The organism is Ruegeria sp. R14_0 (assembly GCF_017743975.1).
In the GTDB taxonomy this organism is placed as follows: Bacteria; Pseudomonadota; Alphaproteobacteria; order Rhodobacterales; family Rhodobacteraceae; genus Ruegeria.
On sequence record NZ_JAGHRC010000006.1, the window covers coordinates 79,776 to 98,170 of the forward strand.

At 54.5% G+C, this 18,395-nt stretch carries 16 protein-coding genes; 12 read left to right on the forward strand and 4 right to left on the reverse strand.

The window, feature by feature from the left end:
• Positions 1-32: 32 nt before the first annotated feature.
• The 12 genes from J7416_RS16600 to J7416_RS16655 all read left to right on the forward strand — a co-directional run bounded on the left by J7416_RS16600 (position 33) and on the right by J7416_RS16655 (position 15,512).
• Positions 33-599 (forward strand): tautomerase family protein, encoded by a 567-nt coding sequence (locus tag J7416_RS16600; protein ID WP_209226370.1) that lies wholly within the window; start codon positions 33-35, stop codon positions 597-599.
• Complete coding sequence (locus J7416_RS16605) at positions 596-2,290, forward strand: hydantoinase B/oxoprolinase family protein (RefSeq protein ID WP_209226371.1); 1,695 nt, start codon at positions 596-598, stop codon at positions 2,288-2,290. Before J7416_RS16600 ends, J7416_RS16605 begins: the two co-directional genes overlap by 4 nt.
• The gene (locus J7416_RS16610) at positions 2,287-4,347 is read left to right on the forward strand and encodes a hydantoinase/oxoprolinase family protein (RefSeq protein WP_209226373.1); all 2,061 of its coding nucleotides are present in this window, start codon (positions 2,287-2,289) and stop codon (positions 4,345-4,347) included. The genes J7416_RS16605 and J7416_RS16610 overlap by 4 nt, the downstream gene beginning before the upstream one ends.
• Positions 4,348-4,968, forward strand: coding sequence for an isochorismatase family cysteine hydrolase (locus J7416_RS16615; RefSeq protein WP_209226375.1), 621 nt, complete (start codon positions 4,348-4,350; stop codon positions 4,966-4,968).
• On the forward strand, positions 4,965-5,831 hold the full coding sequence (locus tag J7416_RS16620) for an isocitrate lyase/phosphoenolpyruvate mutase family protein (RefSeq protein WP_209226376.1): 867 nt from the start codon (positions 4,965-4,967) through the stop codon (positions 5,829-5,831). The genes J7416_RS16615 and J7416_RS16620 overlap by 4 nt, the downstream gene beginning before the upstream one ends.
• Positions 5,815-7,182 (forward strand): FAD-dependent oxidoreductase, encoded by a 1,368-nt coding sequence (locus J7416_RS16625; RefSeq protein ID WP_209226594.1) that lies wholly within the window; start codon positions 5,815-5,817, stop codon positions 7,180-7,182. Before J7416_RS16620 ends, J7416_RS16625 begins: the two co-directional genes overlap by 17 nt.
• Before the next feature lie 686 nt (positions 7,183-7,868).
• Complete coding sequence (locus J7416_RS16630; protein WP_209226377.1) at positions 7,869-9,281, forward strand: sodium:alanine symporter family protein; 1,413 nt, start codon at positions 7,869-7,871, stop codon at positions 9,279-9,281.
• Positions 9,282-9,285: 4 nt separating this feature from the next.
• Positions 9,286-10,245 (forward strand): glutaminase, encoded by a 960-nt coding sequence (locus J7416_RS16635; protein ID WP_209226378.1) that lies wholly within the window; start codon positions 9,286-9,288, stop codon positions 10,243-10,245.
• A gap of 436 nt (positions 10,246-10,681) precedes the next feature.
• Positions 10,682-13,993 carry an adenylate/guanylate cyclase domain-containing protein gene (locus tag J7416_RS16640; protein WP_209226380.1) on the forward strand — a complete coding sequence of 1,104 codons (3,312 nt, stop codon included), beginning with the start codon at positions 10,682-10,684 and terminating at the stop codon, positions 13,991-13,993.
• Complete coding sequence (locus tag J7416_RS16645) at positions 13,983-14,195, forward strand: hypothetical protein (protein ID WP_209226381.1); 213 nt, start codon at positions 13,983-13,985, stop codon at positions 14,193-14,195. The genes J7416_RS16640 and J7416_RS16645 overlap by 11 nt, the downstream gene beginning before the upstream one ends.
• 197 nt (positions 14,196-14,392) lie before the next feature.
• Positions 14,393-14,899 carry a ClbS/DfsB family four-helix bundle protein gene (locus tag J7416_RS16650; protein ID WP_209226382.1) on the forward strand — a complete coding sequence of 169 codons (507 nt, stop codon included), beginning with the start codon at positions 14,393-14,395 and terminating at the stop codon, positions 14,897-14,899.
• Positions 14,900-15,188: 289 nt separating this feature from the next.
• Positions 15,189-15,512, forward strand: coding sequence for an antibiotic biosynthesis monooxygenase (locus J7416_RS16655; RefSeq protein ID WP_209226384.1), 324 nt, complete (start codon positions 15,189-15,191; stop codon positions 15,510-15,512).
• A gap of 244 nt (positions 15,513-15,756) precedes the next feature.
• On the opposite strand, the gene J7416_RS16660 is transcribed toward J7416_RS16655, so the two are convergent.
• The 4 genes from J7416_RS16660 to J7416_RS16675 form a co-directional block, all read right to left on the reverse strand.
• The gene (locus J7416_RS16660; RefSeq protein ID WP_209226385.1) at positions 15,757-15,981 is read right to left on the reverse strand and encodes a hypothetical protein; all 225 of its coding nucleotides are present in this window, start codon (positions 15,979-15,981) and stop codon (positions 15,757-15,759) included.
• A 78-nt stretch (positions 15,982-16,059) separates the two neighbouring features.
• Positions 16,060-17,082, reverse strand: a complete 1,023-nt coding sequence (locus tag J7416_RS16665; protein WP_209226386.1) for an adenylate/guanylate cyclase domain-containing protein — start codon at positions 17,080-17,082, stop codon at positions 16,060-16,062.
• A 3-nt stretch (positions 17,083-17,085) separates the two neighbouring features.
• Positions 17,086-17,445: a group 1 truncated hemoglobin gene (locus tag J7416_RS16670; RefSeq protein ID WP_209226387.1), complete on the reverse strand. Its 360-nt coding sequence runs from the start codon at positions 17,443-17,445 to the stop codon at positions 17,086-17,088.
• Positions 17,446-17,535: 90 nt separating this feature from the next.
• Positions 17,536-18,366, reverse strand: coding sequence for a class I SAM-dependent methyltransferase (locus tag J7416_RS16675; protein WP_209226389.1), 831 nt, complete (start codon positions 18,364-18,366; stop codon positions 17,536-17,538).
• Between the last annotated feature and the right edge of the window lie 29 nt (positions 18,367-18,395).

The window sequence follows — 18,395 nt, forward strand, 5'->3', positions numbered from 1 at the left end:
ACAGATAATACAACAACCGGAGGAATTTTTGCATGCCGATCGTCGAACTGCATGTGATCGAGGGCTATAGCACACAAGAAAAACAACGACTTGGCGTGGCGCTGACCAATGCTGTGCGATTCGTAGTGCCAGCTGCGCCAGAGCTTGTGACCGTCGTGATCCACGACACTTCAGACCAGAACTACTATCGCGGCGGCAAGAGCAGACAGCCTGCTCGAGCCAAAAAAGACCCCGAGCACATCGTGCGCGCCTTCCTGGCCGGAATGAGTGATCGCGCGTTTGAAAGCGCCCGGAAAAGGCTCAGCTCGGACTTCGTGATGCAGTTTCCCGGAACCGCGCCCATGCGAGATCTTGAGGACCTCAAGAGTTGGGCGGCAAACCGGTATCGCCGTATCGCGAAAATCTACGAGGGGTTCGACGCGATGCAAAGTGATGGCGACGCTGCGATCGTTTACTGCCGGGGAACGTTGTCCGGTGAATGGACCGATGGTTCAGCATTCGAAGGCATTCGCTTCATTGACCGGTTCGAGATTCAGAACGATCTGATCACACGTCAGGATGTCTGGAATGACATTGCAGAAACAAGGGCGCAAGCATGAGCGAGATTGACCCAATTACCCTTTCTGTACTTGCAGGCCGCATGGAACAGATCGCCGACGAAATGGACGCAACCCTATTTCGGGCGGCCTTTAATCCGATCATTGCCGAGGCGCATGACGCCAGCCATGGTCTGTATTCTGCAACAACGGGCGACACTCTGGTTCAGGGTAAGTCCGGACTGCCGATCTTCGTGGGTGTGATGTCTTTTGCCGTGAAAGCGGTGATTGAAAAGGCCGCCGCGGACGGGGATCTGGAAGATGGCGACATCTATATCTTCAACGACGCACATATCGGCGGAACACATTTGTCGGATATGCGCCTTGTGCGTCCCTATTTCCACGATGGCAAGTTGTTCTGCTATCTCGCGTCAGTTGGGCACTGGCACGACGTGGGCGGTGCGGTGCCGGGAAACTATAACCCGGCGGCGACCGAAGTTTTTCAGGAAGCCTTTGTTCTGCCGCCGGTAAAACTGGCGCGTAAAGGTGTGGTTAACCAGGACATTATCGACATTCTGCTGCGTAATACCCGCCTACCCCAATCAGCGTTGGGGGATTTGAACGGACAACTGGGTGCACTGGATCTTGGGGTCCGTAGGATGGACGAGTTGCTGGACGAATATGATGCTGAAACAGTCTCAGCCGCTCTGGAAGCGCTCAGCGATCGGGCCGAGGTGCTTATGCGATCTGAGTTGCAGGACTTGCCGGACGGTCGGTGGGAGGCCGAAGATTTCCTAGACAATGACGGTATCACAGATGATCCGCTTCGCATCAAACTGGCGCTTGAGATCAAGGGCGATCAAATGGCGTTGGATTTCACGGGCTCGTCTCTGCAATGCGCCGGGCCTGTAAACATCGCCCTGCCCACGACCGTTGCAACCGCCTATGTGGCTGTTAAACACGTTTTTCCGGCGCTGCCTGCCAACGCTGGCGTGATGCGTCCCATCGAAGTCATCGTGCCCGAAGACAGTCTTTTGGCGGCCGAGTTCCCTGCCCCGACAGGTGGATACACAGAAACAATTCTGCGAATGATCGATGTTGTATTCTCGGCCTTTGCCAACGCCGCACCGGATCGGGTTGTCGCCAATGCCTACGGGACAATCAATGCGCTTTCTATCGCCGGGAAACGCTCGAACGGACAGCCATGGGTGATGTTCAGCTTTTATGGTGGGGGGCACGGCGGCTCGGTCGAGAGCGACGGGCTGAACCACGGTAACGCTCCGATCTCGACGGCGACGATCCCGCCGATGGAAATTCTTGAAGCCGCCTATCCGGTGATGTTCCGCCAGTGGGCTCTGCGCCCCGACAGCGCAGGTACAGGTGCGCATCGCGGGGGGCTGGGCGCTGTCTATGAAATTGAAGTTCTTGAGGAAAACGGCGCTCAGGCGTTTCTGTTCGGCGAACGCGGCAAGTTCGCGCCGAAGGGTATCGCCGACGGTGGCGACGGAGCCATGAATGTCTTCACGTATGAACAAGACGATGGGTGGGAGGCACCGCCACTGGTTTCAAAAATGAGAGGGATCGAATTGAGGCAAGGACAAGCGGTTCGCCTTGAGACACCCGGCGGTGGCGGCTATGGCTCTGCGGGCCACCGCGCTCCTGCAGCGATCGCCAAAGATGTGGCTCGGGGTCTTGTGAGTGCCGAACAGGCGGATCAGGTCTACGGCACCACATGGCGGGAGGTCCCGCTATGACCAGACGCATGATCGGCGTGGATGTGGGGGGCACGTTCACGGATGTTTTTGTTCTGAACGAAGCAGACGGCAGCGCAACCGTCGCCAAGGTTCCAACCACACGCCCGGATCAATCAGGTGGATTCCTAGACGGGATCGGGCGCGAGGTCGACGATCCGTCCGAGATCTCAGTAGTGGTACACGGCACCACTGCGGGCACAAATGCTCTGCTGGAACGCAAAGGGGCCAAGACTGGAGTGATCTGTACTGAAGGTTTGCGGGACGTCTTGGAGATGCGCCGAAGGGACCGGCCGCGCACCTGGGGGTTGCGCGGGGATTTTGAACCCGTTGTGGATCGCCGCGACCGTCTGGAGGTGCCGGAACGTACACTGGCGGATGGCACCATTCGCACACCTGTCGACCTGGTTGCCGTGCGCAAAGCAGCAGAGCACTTGCAAGAGCAAGGATGCGAAGCCATCGCAATCCTGTTCGCCAATGCCTATGCCAACCCTGAAAACGAAGCCGCCGCTGTCGCCGCCGTGCGCGAGATTTGGCCAAACCCGCATGTATCAGCCTCGTCAGAAATCCTACCGGAAATCCGTGAATTCGAAAGGTTCTCGACCACGGCGCTTAATGCCTATCTGCAACCCGAAGTCTCAGGCTATCTGACCCGCCTTGAAAACGCCCTACAATCCGGCGGGTTCGAAGGCGAGTTCATGATCGTGCAGTCCAATGGTGGGGTCATGGGGGTCAACACCGCGTCCCGCCTACCGGTGCGTACGGCACTGTCTGGTCCGGCGGCGGGTGTGATTGCTGCAGGCTACATTGCGCAATCTGCTGGTTTCGACAATGTGATTACGGGGGATATGGGCGGCACCAGTTTTGATGTCTCGCTGATATCACAGGGGCAGACGATGTTGTCGGCCCAGACCTCCATCGATTTTGGGATGGTTGTGCGCAGCCCAATGATCGAAATAACAACCATCGGCGCAGGCGGAGGATCAATCGCCTGGGTCGATAAGGGTGGATTGTTAAACATCGGCCCTGAAAGCGCGGGATCAAATCCCGGTCCTGTTGCCTACGGTCTGGGAAATGATCGCCCCACAGTGACGGATGCCAATGTCGTGTTGGGTCGCATCGATCCGGACAACCCAATCGGTGGCAAACTGGAAAGGTTGGACGTGGAGGCCGCTGGCAAAGCGATCGACATCCACGTCGGCGAACCGCTCGGTTTGTCCAGGCTTGAGGCCGCCGAGGCTATCCTGCGCGTCGCCAATTCCCGTATGGCCGGAGCCATCCGTCTTGTAAGTATCGAGCGCGGCTTTGACCCCAAACGTTTTGCCTTTATGCCGTTCGGCGGTGGCGGAGCATTGCACGCAGGAGCAATGCTGGCCGAAGTGGGGATCGCCCGCGCAATCGTTCCGCGTTATCCTGGTGTCACCTCGGCACTAGGCTGTGTGATCGCCGACATGCGGCAAGATTTTGTACAGACGATCAACACTCTGGTCACGCAGTTGGACAAAGCTGCATTGGGAGCATTCATGCAAGAGCACGTGGACCAGGGTATGGCACTGCTTGACGCATCGCGGACCACCTTCGACAAGCGTGAGATCTCATTCGAGCTGGACATGGCCTATGTGGGTCAAACGCATACCGTGCCGGTGCCGCTGATCGTTACGATGACAAACGGCAAGGTTACACCGCCAAGCAAAGCCGACATCGAAGAGGCCTTCGATACGGCCTATCAAACCAACTATGGAAGACTGCTGAAAAACGGCGTGCGGCGCATATTGAATCTGCGCAGCGCTGTAACGGGCAAGCGACCGAAATTCGATCTTTCTTCCCTTGCTCCCACAACAGAAGGCAGTGCCACGCCCTCGTCGACGCGGAAAGTTCACTTCGGAGATGCCTGGCATGACACAGCTATCTATGATCGCTTGTCGCTTCCGGTTGGCACGTTAGTCAAAGGTCCCGCCATTCTGACGCAACCGGACACGACCGTCCTTATCGAACCGGATTTTCAAGGGCGCGTGGACTCCTTTGGCAACACGATTATCGAACCAAGGGAGGAGGACTGAATGAGCGAACCGGAAACCTGGGAGCCGCGCAAGACGGCGCTGCTGACTATCGATCTTCAGAACGACTTTATTCATCCTGAGGGAGCCTATGGCCGGGCTGGCCAGTCGGCGCAAGAAATCGCGGCTCTTCCCGCACGCATCGCGCCCTTGGCGCGAAAGTTGCAAGCCGCGGGCGGACACTATTTTTCGGCCCAGTTCACACTTGTACCCGACCGCAACGGCGAACCATTGATTGCGCCACACCTGAAGAAATTGCGTCCGTTCCTGACCAAGGGCGACTTCGCACCGGGCGGGTTTGGTCACAGTTTGGTCGATACATTGCAACCCTGCGATTTCATCATCGAAAAGGTTGCCTACTCGGCCTTCTATCAGACTCGGCTGGAGTATCTGATGCGCGCTTTGGGTATCGAGAACCTGATCGTCGGGGGCATCGTGACCAATGGCGGCGTTGCCTCAACTTTGCGCGATGCGCATTTGCGGGATATCGACACCGTTATGCTGACAGACGGATGTGCCGCCTTTCGGCAAGAGGTTCATGACGCAACACTCCTGTCACTGGGCACCGTCACGCATCAGCGAAATTGCGATCAAATATTGAACTGGTTGGAGGGAGCCAAATGAGCCTTAAATCCCGACTGGCAAAGAAAGAAATTCTGGTTGCACCGGGTGTGTATGACGGTTTGACGGCTTCGCTGGCTGAAAAAGCTGGCTTCGAGGCGCTATATCTGAGCGGCGCAGCTGTTGCCTACACGCGACTTGGCCGTCCCGATATTGGGCTATCCACGGCGTCCGAGATGGCGGACACGATGACGCTGATCGCCGATCGGGTCTCGTTACCCGTTATCATCGACGCCGATACCGGCTTTGGAAACGCATTGAACGCTCAGCGTACCATGCGACTGTATGAGCGAGCCGGTGCATCCGCACTGCAAGTTGAAGATCAGACCTTTCCGAAGCGCTGCGGTCATCTGTCGGACAAATCCCTTATCCCGACGCAGGAAATGGCTGGAAAGATAGCAGCGATGGCCGACGCGCGCGCCAGAAGTGAAACGCTAATCATTGCCCGCACGGACGCCATCGCTGTTGAGGGGTTCAGCGCAGCTATTGAGCGCGCGGAAACTTATCTTGAAGCTGGTGCGGATGTGCTTTTCCTCGAAGCGCCCCAAAGCCGCGAGCAGTTGACGTCCATCGCTGACCGGTTTGCTCCACGCGTTCCCTTGTTGGCGAACATGGTCGAAGGCGGCGCGACCCCGATACTTGGTGCTGACGATCTGGAGGCACAGGGTTTTTCCATCGTCATTTTCCCCGGCGGGATCGTCCGGGCTTTGGCCAAAACCGCTCAGGCCTACTATCAGAGCCTGGCAGAGAATGGCTCGAACAAGCCCTTCGCGCAGAATATGTTCGACTTCGGCGGTCTGAACGAAGTCATCGGAACCGCCGAGATGCTCGATGCCGGGGCCCGATATGATGACGCCCAAAGTTGAGAGTGTTGCACCCGACCGGTTCGATCTGAAGACCGGCACCCTGATCATCGGCGCGGGGGCTTGCGGTCTGGTCGCGGCCCTGTCGGCTTCGGAGGCGGGACAGGACGTGCTGGTGATCGAAGCCGATCCGTTTCCAAGCGGTTCAACCGCGTTGTCCGCCGGGTTGATCCCTGCTGCTGGAACAAAAATTCAAAAGGCCGCGGGGATCATGGACGATGCGGTACTCTTTGCCAGCGACATTCAGTCGAAGGCCCACAGCGAGAACGATCAAGCTCTGGTCGAATTGTTGACCATCAATGCCGCCGAAGTCATCGACTGGCTGTCTGAACGCCACGCCCTGCCCTTTTCGCTTGTCACGGATTTTGACTACCCCGGTCACTCGCGCCGTCGGATGCACGGGCTGCCGACACGCTCGGGACAAGAGTTGATCGACGCGCTTCGCAGCTCCTGCGAGCGAGAAGGTTTGGACATCATCTGCAATCGCCGCGCGACAACGCTGTATCGGGATCAGGACCAGATTTCAGGTGTTGCCGTGACCGGCCCGGACGCAACAGTCGAAACCATTGCCTGCGACCGGCTTATCCTCGCCTGCAACGGTTTTGGTGGCAACCCCGCCCTCGTTTCCGAGCATATGCCGCAAATCGAAGATGCACTGTGGTTCGGGCATAGCGGTAACCGAGGTGAGGCTGTTCTATGGGCAGAGGGGCTGGGCGCCGGGCTGCAAAACCTGGGAGCCTACCAAGGCCATGGCAATGTCGCGCACCCACATGGAATCCTGATAACCTGGGCGGTGATTACCGAAGGCGGCATACAGGTGAACCGCGACGGTCATCGTTTCTGGGACGAGTCACAAGGCTATTCTGAGGCCGCCCGCGCGGTACTGGCGCAGCCCGACGGGGAAGCCTTCGCCATCTTTGACGGCCGCATCGCGGCCATTGCGCGCCAGTTCGAGGATTTCAAGCGCGCGGAAGAGACAGGCGCGATCCGGTCCGCTGATACAATCGAAGACGTATCGAAGGCACTGGGCCTACCATCTTTGGCTTTGAAGCAAACAATTCGAGAAATACCCATTTGCGGCACGGATCAATTCGGCCGGTCTTTCAACACGCCACGTTTGGCGACGCCTTATATGGGCGTCCGCGTCACAGGGGCCCTGTTTCATACCCAAGGCGGTTTGCGCGTTGATTCCTCTGCGCGCGTCCTCAAAGAGGACGGTTCCGCATTCACCAACCTCTATGCAGGCGGCGGCGCGGCTGTTGGTGTGTCGGGCAAGGCGGACAGCGGGTATCTTTCCGGAAATGGCTTGCTGAGTGCCGTTGTGTTGGGTCGCATAGCTGGGTTGAGTGCGTGATGCCAAGTTTGTGCATTTTAACTATCGGAACCGGTCGTGTCGTTCTGTCTGGGAGCTAGACCTTCGAAGGCGGTTTGATGGTGTTCGGAAGAATAGGTTGGCCTGAAGGCAATGACATGGTTGCAGAACGCGAAGCAACTGCCAGCCTTGTTTAGCGGGCGGATTTTCACAATGACTTGCACATAGTGGCCGCGACTTGGGCGGAGCCCGCCGCCGATGGATCAGAAGGCCGGACGATGTATGAGGCGTTCTACCCACTGTATGTATCCGATTACCCAGTTCTGGCCGCTGACGTTTAGCGTCTTTAGAACTCCAGCTTCAAAGCAGACAATGCGCTCGTGTTTGGGTGAGATTGCGGTTCAATCTGTGTCGACCGGAAAACCAATATGAAACCCAACCGAATGACCCACCAAGGCTGCTTCTCGCTAATTCAAAGGTAATGTGGGAAGGTCGCCCTCGGACTCAAAGGAAATACTCGCTGTACGTAGTATGAGCGACTGCTAAGCGGATTACCAAATGGTTATGTAACCTTAAGCCTGTGCCTCATCTTCAGTGCTACGCACGTCAACCGTTTAGTGATACCGCGCAGCTTATCCCTGACAATTTTCGCATCTTCGTGCATGATGAAAAACTAGGCAGACTGTTTTTGTCTTCCGGGAAGTGCTTGAATTATCAAGAGGCTCGCTATGGAAGTATTAGTTAATGGCATAAACACGGTTCTTTGGAACTACGTATTAATTTACGGACTTCTTGGAACCGGTATCTTTTTTACAATTCGTCTTGGCGCACTTCAGTTTCTTCATTTTGGGGAAATGGTGCGCGTACTCACATCTTCGAAGAGCACGGACAAAAGAGGGATTACTCCGTTTCAAGCGCTGACAGTAAGTTTGGCTTCACGTGTCGGCACTGGAAACCTGGCTGGCGTAGCTGTGGCCCTGACCTTAGGAGGTCCGGGCGCCATCTTTTGGATGTGGATCGTAGCATTGGTTGGAATGGCCACGGCTTATTCTGAAAGTACTTTGGCCCAACTCTATAAAGTCACATCCTCCAACGGCAGGTTCAGAGGAGGCCCAGCGTTCTACATGGCCAACGCCTTGAATGCACCTTGGGCCGGAGTCATTTTTTCGATTTGCCTGATAGTCAGCTTTGGTTTGGTTTTTGTCGCGGTCCAATCCAACTCGATCGCTGAAGCTTTCGAGGGCGCTTTCGGGTTGAACAAATTGGTCGTTGGCGTAGCGCTAGCCGCAGCCGCAGCGGTGGTCATATTCGGTGGAATTAGAACCATCGCAAAGTTTGCCGAGATCGTTGTACCGCTCATGGCAGGTCTATACCTGTTGCTTGCCTGTGTTGTGGTAGTCCTGAACATTTCCGAAGTACCCGCTATGTTGTGGTCGATTGTTGCAGGGGCATTTGGCCTTCAGGAAGCTGCCGGAGGCGTGACAGGCGGCGTCATGGCTGCTGCCCTTAACGGCATAAAACGGGGACTTTTCTCTAACGAAGCGGGCATGGGCTCAGCACCGAACATTGCGGCGGTTGCCACACCTGATCCGCACCACCCTTCCAGTCAAGGCTTCGTTCAGGCATTTGGGTGTTTTGTGGATACGATTTTGGTCGCTACCGCAACTGCATTGCTAATTCTTTTGTCGGGCGCAATTGAAATTGATGGACCTACGGGAATGCGACTGACTCAAGACGCGGCCGCGGTCCATCTCGGCGAAATCGGTCGCCACTTTATCGCGATTGCTATCGTCTTTTTTGGCTTCACATCCATACTTGGCAATTACTCCTATGCCGAAAACGCAATGACGTTCCTAAAGTTGGAAGGCAAACTGCCGATTTACATCTTGCGATTGGGCTGCCTTGCAATGGTTGTTTGGGGCGCTGTGCAAGCTGTTGCCACAGTGTTCAATTTCGCGGATGCGGCCATGGGGATAATGGCAACCATCAATTTGGTGGCAATAGTGCTCCTGTCTGGCACCGTATACAAATTAACGGTGGATTATTTTTCGCAACGCCGACAGAACCTTGAACCTCGCTTTATCGCAAGCAAATTTCCCGAACTTGGTAAGGGCGTAGATCACACTGTCTGGACGGAGTAGATCCATGCCGATACTCAAAACCACCGATAGCGAAAGGCTTCAGGAAGTCTTGGACGATATCGCAGATCGCATTGCCGGCATGTCCGAAAGGGGGAAAGTGGCGCAATACATTCCAGAACTGGCCACAGTTGATCTGAACCAATTCGGTATTGCCATTGCACCAATCAACGGCCCGCTAATTTCCGCTGGGGACGCGAGCACGCTGTTCTCAATTCAGAGTATCTCAAAGGTGTTCTCTCTCACATTTGCGCTGCAACAGGTTGGTGCCACTTTGTGGCAAAGAGTCGGCCGGGAACCTTCCGGCGATCCATTCAATTCAATCGTTCAGCTTGAACACGAACGCGGAATCCCAAGGAACCCGTTTATCAACCCGGGTGCGATCATAGTGGCCGATGTTCTGCTTGAAGACCGTTCTTCTGATGAAGCAGTCAACGACCTTTTGGCATTGTGCCAAGAGCTTTCGCAGGACAACTCGATCGAGATCGATGCGTCAGTTGCAGAGTCTGAGATGCGAACTGGGTCCAGAAACCGCGCGCTTGCGCATTTTATGCAGGCAGAAGGTAACCTTAAGGCACCCGTAGAAGATGTTCTGTCTCTGTACTTTCGCCAATGTAGCATTGCGATGTCTTGTGAACAGTTAGCATTGGCGGGCCGCTTTCTCGCTGCAGCGGGTCAAGATCCGGCCACCGGTGCCACAGTATTGTCCGCACAGCGAGCCAGAAGAGTAACCGCACTGATGATGATGTGTGGTTCTTACGATGCCTCGGGTGAGTTCGCCTTCCGTGTTGGCCTTCCAGCGAAAAGCGGTGTTGGTGGCGGAATCTTGTGCGTTGTACCTGGCATCGCATCTGTTGTCGCCTGGAGCCCCGGGCTCGACCCAAAGGGCAATTCCCATTTGGCATCCATCGCATTTCAGGAGTTAGTTCGTGCCACAGGCTGGTCTATCTTCGGGCCAAGTACGTAAAAGAGATTGCGTGAACTGCGTTAAAACGAAATGAATTCCACTTCGATGACTGACGGGTAACACGTGGATAGCGAAACGTGTCCCCCAATTTCCCGGTTCAATCTACAGTGTCTATTCGCGCAAGAGTTTTGCAAGGCGATTGCCCAAACCAAACTTAGGAGCGAAATACGCCACGTTTGAACGGCTAGGATTTGAGGCCGGCGGCACTGCTTACCCATGGAATAGGAAACGTTGAAAAGGGCATCAGGTAAGGTGACTTCAGTAAGCGGGGCGTCCTGTTCAAAACCGAAAGCCTGCACTGGGCTTACTGCGGTCGTACGCTGCAACTTGCTTGAACGTTAGCTCTGCGGACGACGCTGACATTGCGAGGTGCCGGTAATGGACGCGATCAGGTCTTACCTGCTAGGCTGTTCTCATAAGAAAGAACAGGGACAACATGGAACTGGATGTGCGCACCTGGCTCGAAGGTCTAGGCCTCGGTGAATACGCCTCTGCCTTCGCGGAAAATTTTGTAGACGCGCAGGTTCTTCCGCATTTGACCGAGCAGGACATAAAGGACATCGGCGTCACAGCAGTAGGCCATCGACGGAAACTGTTGAGCGCAATAGCAAAACTTGGCGAACTCTCGCAGGAGACTACGGAAAGCCCGCGGCGGAGACCGGAAGCAGACAAAACACCACAGCATACGAGTGAGCGGCGACAAGTAACTGTACTGTTCGCAGACATCTGCGGGTTTACCAATCTGTCCTCGTCCCTCGACTCTGAAGAAGTTCATGAGTTTCTTGGGGCGTATTTCGAGATTGCCGACGGCATTATCGGCGACTTTGGCGGAACGGTGGATAAGCACGTGGGCGACAGCGTTATGGCGGTGTTTGGAGCGCCGATCTCGCATGGAAATGACGCGGAAAGGGCCGTGCTCGCTGCACTTGCCATTCAAGATGCGATGCCCGGCATCTCAGAGCAAGTGGGACGATCGCTCAAAGCCCATATCGGCATTGCAAGCGGGGAAGTTGTTGCATCCGGCGTTGGGCCAGACAGGCATTATACGGTTATTGGAGATTCAGTTAACCTGGCCGCTCGACTGACAGATAAGGCTAAGGCTGAAGAGATCTATATCTCCGACGTTGTACGCCAAGCATTATCAGCGATGATTGCGACCACCGAGGTAGGAGACTTGTCCGTAAAGGGACTCTCAAACCCGGTAAGCGTGTATTCAGTACAAGGCGGTCAAAACTCCATAGAGCCACAAAGCGCGCGTCCGTTTCTGGGCCGTATGGCGGAGGTCCAGCAGTTCCGCATTGCAATGGATGTTTGTAAGACTGCCAACAGGGGGCAGGTCATCCAAGTTCGGGGCGATCCCGGAATTGGCAAATCGCGTCTAACGGATGAGTATTGCCGACTCGCCGGCGAAAATGACTTTGAGAGTCACCGCAGTCTTATCCTAGATTTCGGTGTTGGTCAGGGGCAAGATCCAATCCGCTCATTGGTCTCTGGCCTTCTCAAGTTATCCTCAGAAGAAGGCCTTCAACAGAGGCAGGCGGCAGCCAAGACCGCGATTTCGAACGGGTTTGTTACCCCTGGAAATGAGGTCCATCTCAACGATCTTTTGAACCTACCTCAATCGCCAGAGAACCAGGCGCTTTATGACGCTATGGACAATCTAACCCGGAACTCCGGCAAAATTGGCACGGTCGTGGAACTTGTCCTCGCGCTCAGTGCACGCGATCCAATGCTCATCGTTTTCGAGGATATCCATTGGGCAGACAAGCTGGTCCTAAAGCAAATAGCTGGCTTGGGAAACGGCGTTGCCGACGCACCTGCCATAATCGTTCTGACGTCGCGGATCGAAGGCGATCCGATTGACCCAGCCTGGCGCGGTTCCCTCGCAGGCACGCCGTTTATGACCTTGGACCTTGGACCTTTGAGCGAGGCCGATGCCTTTGGGATGGCCGCAAATTTCGTAGATACGACAAACCAGTTCGTTCGGTCATGCGTGGAACGGGCGGCAGGCAACCCCTTGTTCCTCGAGCAGTTGCTCACAAGCGCCCAAGAGGCAGGGGATGTTCAAGTGCCGGGATCTGTTCAGAGCATTGTGCAAGCAAGGCTCGACCGACTATCGGCGGCCGACAAGATGGCCATTCAAGCTGCCTCTATTCTCGGTCAAAGATTCACGCTCCCATCTTTGCGGCATCTGATTGGCAATAGTGACTATGACTGTGGCACATTGGTGGGGCATCAGCTGATCCGCGAGCGCGGTGAGGACTTTCTATTTGCTCACGCGCTTGTCCGGGATGGCGTATACAGTTCTTTGCTTAGAGCGAGAAGAAACGAGCTGCATCTTTCTGCTGCAGACTGGTTTGCGGGGAAGGATCTGCCCCTGTATGCCGAACACTTGGAACTCGCGGGCCATGAGGATGCTGCGCAAGCGTATTTGCGAGCCGCAGAGTCGCTGCAATCGGCATTGCGGTTTGAGACCGCGCAGAGGCTTGCGGAGCGTGGCATACCACTGGCACAGAACTCAGAGGTGTTGTTCAGGTTGCATTGTCTTTTGGGTGAATTGCTGCGCGATTTAGGTGAGCCAGAGGAGTCGATTGATGCCTATCAAGCTGCCCTTATTCGTCAATCCGATGATACCGAAAAATGCATGGCCTTGCTCGGAATTGCTGAAGGTATGCGCATAGTTGAACGCATCGACGAAGCGATGAACCTAGTTGATGAAGCGCAACCCATTGCTGAAGAATCTGAGTTGATGGAAGTCTTGATGCGCCTACATCACTTACGGGGAAACTTGCTGTTCCCAAAAGGCGATATTGCCGGGTGTGAGGCGGGGCATCAGCAAAGCATCAGATATGCAAAACGTATCGGTTCGACCGAGGGCGAAGCAAAAGGACTTGGCGGATTGGGCGATGCTGCTTATGTCGCCGGGCGGATGCGCACATCGCATGATATGTTGTCTCGTTGTGTAGAAATCAGTCGCGAAAATGGATATGGGCGCACGGAAGTCGCAAATGCAGCCCAAATCTGTCATACGAAGATTTACTTATTGGAACTCAAGGAAGCTTTCGAACAGGCTCGAAGAACAATCGATGCTGCCCACCGAGTTGGACACGATCGCGCCGAACTGAACGCAGCCGCCGCGGCGTTGTTTGCTGCTGTTGAACTCAGTGACTGGTCATCCGTAGGAGAGTTTTGCGAGCACGTTATGGTGCTAGGTGAAGCTCTGGGGTCTGTAAGGTTCAGCCAGGAAGGAATGGCCTTCAAAGCCGTTTACCTCAACGCGATTGGCCGGCACGAAGAGGCCATTGCCTCTATAGATCAAGCGATCGCCGGCGCAAGAGAATTGGGGATGGCCTTCGGAGGTCCGAGAATGCTTGGGCACTTGATCCGCATCAATAGCGACAAGGGAGCTCAGGACCAAGCTATATCGGAGGCTAAAGAAATAATCTCCAGGGGTTGTGTGGGGCACAATCAACCGTTCTTTTATCGCGATGCAATAGAAGTTATGGTGCTTCGCCAGGATTGGCAGGAGGTTCTCAGGTACGCCGCATTACTAGAAGCATTTTCTGATCAAGAGCCTCTTCCCTGGAGCGACTTTTATGTGGCACGAGCGCGGGCGCTCGCTTCTCACAGTTCGCAATCGAGTACCTCTGAAAGCACCGTTGTCTTGAAATCTATTCGTCATCAAGCAGAAGGGTTGGGTCTTGTTTCATCTTTGCCCGCTATCGATCAAGCGTTGAATGCGGGGTAGCGTTGGCTTTCAGATTATCGTCGCTTGGTTCTTCGAAGAGCGTACTTTGGCTTTTTGCACTCAAGGCGATGGCGCAGAAATCAATGACTGTTTGGGCGACTGCTTTGGGCTCGATGCGGACTTCGGAGGCGTTGCAGCATCCAGGTCCGAGGAAACATCCGGCACCGACAAACGCGGCCCAATCCTGCCGTTGGCCAAGTGATCAAGATGCCGCGTCCGCGCCCGCTTTGCGGTCATTCGCTGCAAGTGCGAACTCCCGGCTCTGTCGAACTCAAACATCGCCGCACAAAGTGTGATTTCGCTGCGTCGGCGCGAGTGACCGCAAAGTCGGCGTTGGAAACATTGATTGCGTTGCGCCAGATCAATAAAACGACCGTCTGATTTGACTAATGGTGGGTCATGCCCGCAGCAACGAACAAAACCGATTTGCTTGCCGTGTTCGATAAGGATCTGGCCAAGCTACGCAAAACGCTCGATGGCGTCGACGAAAAAAACGCATATTTGTCGGCCCCCGATGACGACACCACGATCAAGGGTGTAATCGCGCATCGCACCCATTGGATGGGGATGTTCCACGGGTGGTACGAAGACGGCGTTGCGGAGCGCGAGGTACATGTGCCAGCTAAGGGCTACAAATGGAACCAGCTCAAGGAATACAATGCTGCGCTGTATGCTCTAGGCAACGAAACTCCTTGGGAGGAACTGCTCTCGGCGTTCGAGGCCGCTTGCGACAAGCTGCGCCGCTTTGTTGAGACTCAAGATGACGCCCTGCTATACACCAGTTGCGTGTTTTCATGGACCGGCAAATGGACCCTAGGTCGGTTTGCTGAAGCGTCCGGTCCATCACATTTCCGATCCGCCAATACTTACATCCGAAAGGCGCTGCGTAGCGCTCGCAGAGGATAGTTTTTCTCGCCGCACATTTGACATTTAAGTTTGTGAGACCAAATAAGGCGGCTGCGCAATCCAAAGAGGACAGAGGCACTTCTTCGCCAAAACTGCAGTTCATCCGAACCGCAGCAACGGTTGCTTCGGGCTCAACTCTGACGTCGGCAAAGAAGAAACCTCCGGTATCACGGTGCGGTTTTGCGCGGGTTTTCATAAACAATTGAAACACAAAGCTCTCGACTAGATATTTCGCTGAAACGTACAAGCACTAGAGTGAACCAAGAGTGACTAAGAATAGGTGTTTTTGATGATAGTTCGAATTTGGCAAGGGTGGACATCACACGACGATGCAGATGAGTATGAGCGTTTACTCACACTGGAAATTATCCCGAGCATTGAAGCGAAGGGCATTTCTGGGCTGAAAGAGGTTGAGGTCTTTCGTCGGGAGACTGACATCGAAACGGAGTTTATGACTAAGTACGTTTTCACTGGAATAGAGGCTTTGAAGGCGATGGCGGGTGAGGAGTTGGAGAAGGCCTATGTACCCTTAAATGCACGGAAACTGCTCAAACGATTTGAAGCAACTGCAAGGCACTTCGAGAAGAGATTTTTAGGAGTGTATACTGGCTGAGCCATGCGCCGCCGCCAGCGGCGGATCCTTCGGAAAGGATCGAAAATCAAACCAATTGAAGCACGTCCCGCCCCAGTTTCGCATGCCGCCCACATGCAAGCGCTCGCCGGATGTTCGATGGCATATCAGCGCCGCTCTGAACACCCGTAAGACTATCAGCCACCAGCTTACATTGGACTGCCCGTCAGGCCCTGCGTAGCCGTAGAACATCCAGTCTCCGTGGCCATTCACAGTCTTGGATAGCTCAGTCTATCGCAGTATGAAGCATGGCATGAGCTAATTCATCGGAAGTTACATTGATGGACGGCATCAGCCCTTGGAGCGGTTTGAAGAGGTAGTCGGCCATCTTCCACGTGTTCCTCGGCCCTGTCGGCGCAATATAGACTGGGCGAAAAGCGAATTTCCGTTCGAGGTCGTATGCAAACAGCTTGCTCTCCGCTTCACCCTTTATCTTCAATGCAAAGGACATGCCGCCACCATCTGGCCCACCCGTGTAACGAGTGGTCTCCGTGTCCAGCCTCTTCTCTACCGCGCCATAGGGATGAACTTAGTTTTCGTCGGCAAGGCGCCAAACACCTTGCTCCCCAAATCCTCGAATCATTTTTGGTCCGATTTCTTCAAGTTTGAACTGTTCCTTAAGAACATGAGCAACTTGGTCTTGAACAGTGATCTGCATCGGTTCGGAAAACTCTTGAAGCCGGGATGCCAAGTTCACGGCTGGCCCAAAGATGTCGTATACATACTTCTGAATCCCTACGACGGAACCAACGACAGACCCGGAAGCCAGTCCAATTCGGCAACGCCATTGATGCGGGTGGCTCAGGTTGCGGCGGTTTAGATAACGCACAAATCGTATGGCCGTATTGGCAATGGCTTTGGCATGATCTGGGGTAGGATCGGGCAGACCGGCAACAGTGATATAAGCGTCCCCGATCGTTTTGATGCGTTCGCAGCCGAACTGCTCACCAATACGATCAAAGGCAGTGTAAATGTCGTTCAGTTCGGTGACCGTAACGCTTGGATCTTGCGAGGCGACCATTTCCGTGAACCCCACAAAGTCGAGCATCAGGACAGACACAGGATCATAAAGCTGGGGCGTGACCACGCCAAATGTCTTGTACTCTTCATAAACCGAGCGCGGCATCAGGTTCAGCAGCAGTTTTTCCACCTGCTCCTTTTCACGTTTCAACTCGCGTGTATTCCGTTCAACCATCATTGAATAGGAGTCGATCATCGACTCCAGTTCTTTGATGCGGGTGATATTTTGGCAGACAAGAACCAGCACATCCTCATGCGCGACCGTAAAGTCGAGTGCGATCACCAGGGTTCTACGCTTTTTCTTGAAACTGATTTCAGACGAGTATCGCCCCGTCTCTAACAGGCTTTTCTGCACCGCATCGGCATCAAGATCGGGGAAAAGCTGCTGCAAGTGGTGCAATGGGGTATCGCCGCTGAACCATTCATCAAACGTGTCATTCCGGAAACCAAACTGCAGCGTTTCACGGTTTAATAGTGCGACGCCCACTCCTATCGCACGCAGCAGCTGTTCATTTATGGCTTCAATAGTCATGGTTTACCTAACAATCAGGGGCCGGCGCTTTCCGAATTCCGCGACAACTACAGCTACGTCTTCTGCCGCCACGTTGTGTTTTTCCAATGCATCTTTCAACACCGTTTCCAATTCATCGAAATGGACGTGCTTGATGCACAGGTGAGAATGCAACTGGCGCAGCTGGTTGTCCGTGTAGGACGCCGGGCCGCCAAGAAGCGAAGCAATGAACTTTGTCTGATGATCGACCATACGGCTCATGTCGACACTGTCGAAAAAGGGCCCGACCTCATCATTGTCCAAGAGTATGTCGTAAAACGAGATCACGATCTTGCTGATCTTTGAAAACCCGCCGTATTTCTCAAAAAGTGTGCGTTCAGCCATCTCAAAACCCTTTTCAAAAATCGGTCAAACAAAGACAATTCTCACCGCTCTTTGGCCCAAGGACCTAAGAGCGGTGAGTGCATCGTTCATTTAGCGGCGCTGGACGATAACCTCAGCATACTCAGACGAAATGCACAGCGAGTCATTGGTCGAGACGTCGAACTTCTCGATCAGTGCCATGATGTCGTGGCGCAGTGCCGCCTGCCCTTCTGTATCCAGAGCATCAAAGGCTTTCTGCATCGGTCCATAGAAAGTCCGAAAAAACTCCAGAAAGTGTTCCGTCGATCTGTAACGGAACATGAAGTTCTTGCGCCGGAATGAAACGATATCGCAATTGGTTCCAAAAGCGTCCTCGACCCAGTCCTGACTTCCCCACAAAGCCGGAGAATTTACGCCAGCTGGCGGAGGAACATGTTTGCCGATGGTTTTGAACAGCTGGCCAATGAAGCTATCGGGCGTCCAGTTTGCCATACCTATCTTGCCACCTGTTTTCACAACGCGTTGAAGCTCTGACGCAGATTGCAATTGGTTTGGTGTGAACATCACCCCGAAAGTGGATACGACGGCGTCAAACGATTGATCCGTGAAGGGAAGCTTTTCCGCGTCGGCAACCTTGTATGTGACGAACAGACCTTCGGCCTTTGCGCGCTGGCTGCTGGCCTCTAGCAGGGCTTCGACGTAGTCGGTCGAGGTGACATCGCAAAAGCGCCGTGCAAAGGCGAGTGTGGCGTTGCCGTTTCCTGCCGCGACATCCAGTACTTTGGCGCTTGGCATCATATCCATGGCCTCGGCAAGTTCTTCTCCGGTGATCTGAAGGGTTACGCCCACTTTGCTGTAATCACCTGATCCCCATGCCACGTTTTGCTTGGCTTTGATTGCTGCAAAGTCCGTTGTGGAATCGATTGTTGTTTGAATACCCATTATTTTTTCCTCTTGGTTTTTTCTGGTCT

Excerpts from the sequence above, each read along its gene's own strand:
- J7416_RS16620 (WP_209226376.1), top strand. The coding sequence starts at position 4,965 with ATGAGCCTTAAATCCCGACTGGCAAAGAAAGAAATTCTGGTTGCACCG.
- J7416_RS16640 (WP_209226380.1), top strand. The coding sequence starts at position 10,682 with ATGGAACTGGATGTGCGCACCTGGCTCGAAGGTCTAGGCCTCGGTGAA.
- J7416_RS16655 (WP_209226384.1), top strand. The coding sequence starts at position 15,189 with ATGATAGTTCGAATTTGGCAAGGGTGGACATCACACGACGATGCAGAT.
- J7416_RS16615 (WP_209226375.1), top strand. The coding sequence starts at position 4,348 with ATGAGCGAACCGGAAACCTGGGAGCCGCGCAAGACGGCGCTGCTGACT.
- J7416_RS16650 (WP_209226382.1), top strand. The coding sequence starts at position 14,393 with ATGCCCGCAGCAACGAACAAAACCGATTTGCTTGCCGTGTTCGATAAG.
- J7416_RS16625 (WP_209226594.1), top strand. The coding sequence starts at position 5,815 with ATGACGCCCAAAGTTGAGAGTGTTGCACCCGACCGGTTCGATCTGAAG.
- J7416_RS16610 (WP_209226373.1), top strand. The coding sequence starts at position 2,287 with ATGACCAGACGCATGATCGGCGTGGATGTGGGGGGCACGTTCACGGAT.
- J7416_RS16600 (WP_209226370.1), top strand. The coding sequence starts at position 33 with ATGCCGATCGTCGAACTGCATGTGATCGAGGGCTATAGCACACAAGAA.
- J7416_RS16630 (WP_209226377.1), top strand. The coding sequence starts at position 7,869 with ATGGAAGTATTAGTTAATGGCATAAACACGGTTCTTTGGAACTACGTA.
- J7416_RS16635 (WP_209226378.1), top strand. The coding sequence starts at position 9,286 with ATGCCGATACTCAAAACCACCGATAGCGAAAGGCTTCAGGAAGTCTTG.
- J7416_RS16665 (WP_209226386.1), bottom strand. The coding sequence starts at position 17,082 with ATGACTATTGAAGCCATAAATGAACAGCTGCTGCGTGCGATAGGAGTG.
- J7416_RS16605 (WP_209226371.1), top strand. The coding sequence starts at position 596 with ATGAGCGAGATTGACCCAATTACCCTTTCTGTACTTGCAGGCCGCATG.
- J7416_RS16645 (WP_209226381.1), top strand. The coding sequence starts at position 13,983 with ATGCGGGGTAGCGTTGGCTTTCAGATTATCGTCGCTTGGTTCTTCGAA.
- J7416_RS16660 (WP_209226385.1), bottom strand. The coding sequence starts at position 15,981 with ATGTCCTTTGCATTGAAGATAAAGGGTGAAGCGGAGAGCAAGCTGTTT.
- J7416_RS16670 (WP_209226387.1), bottom strand. The coding sequence starts at position 17,445 with ATGGCTGAACGCACACTTTTTGAGAAATACGGCGGGTTTTCAAAGATC.
- J7416_RS16675 (WP_209226389.1), bottom strand. The coding sequence starts at position 18,366 with ATGGGTATTCAAACAACAATCGATTCCACAACGGACTTTGCAGCAATC.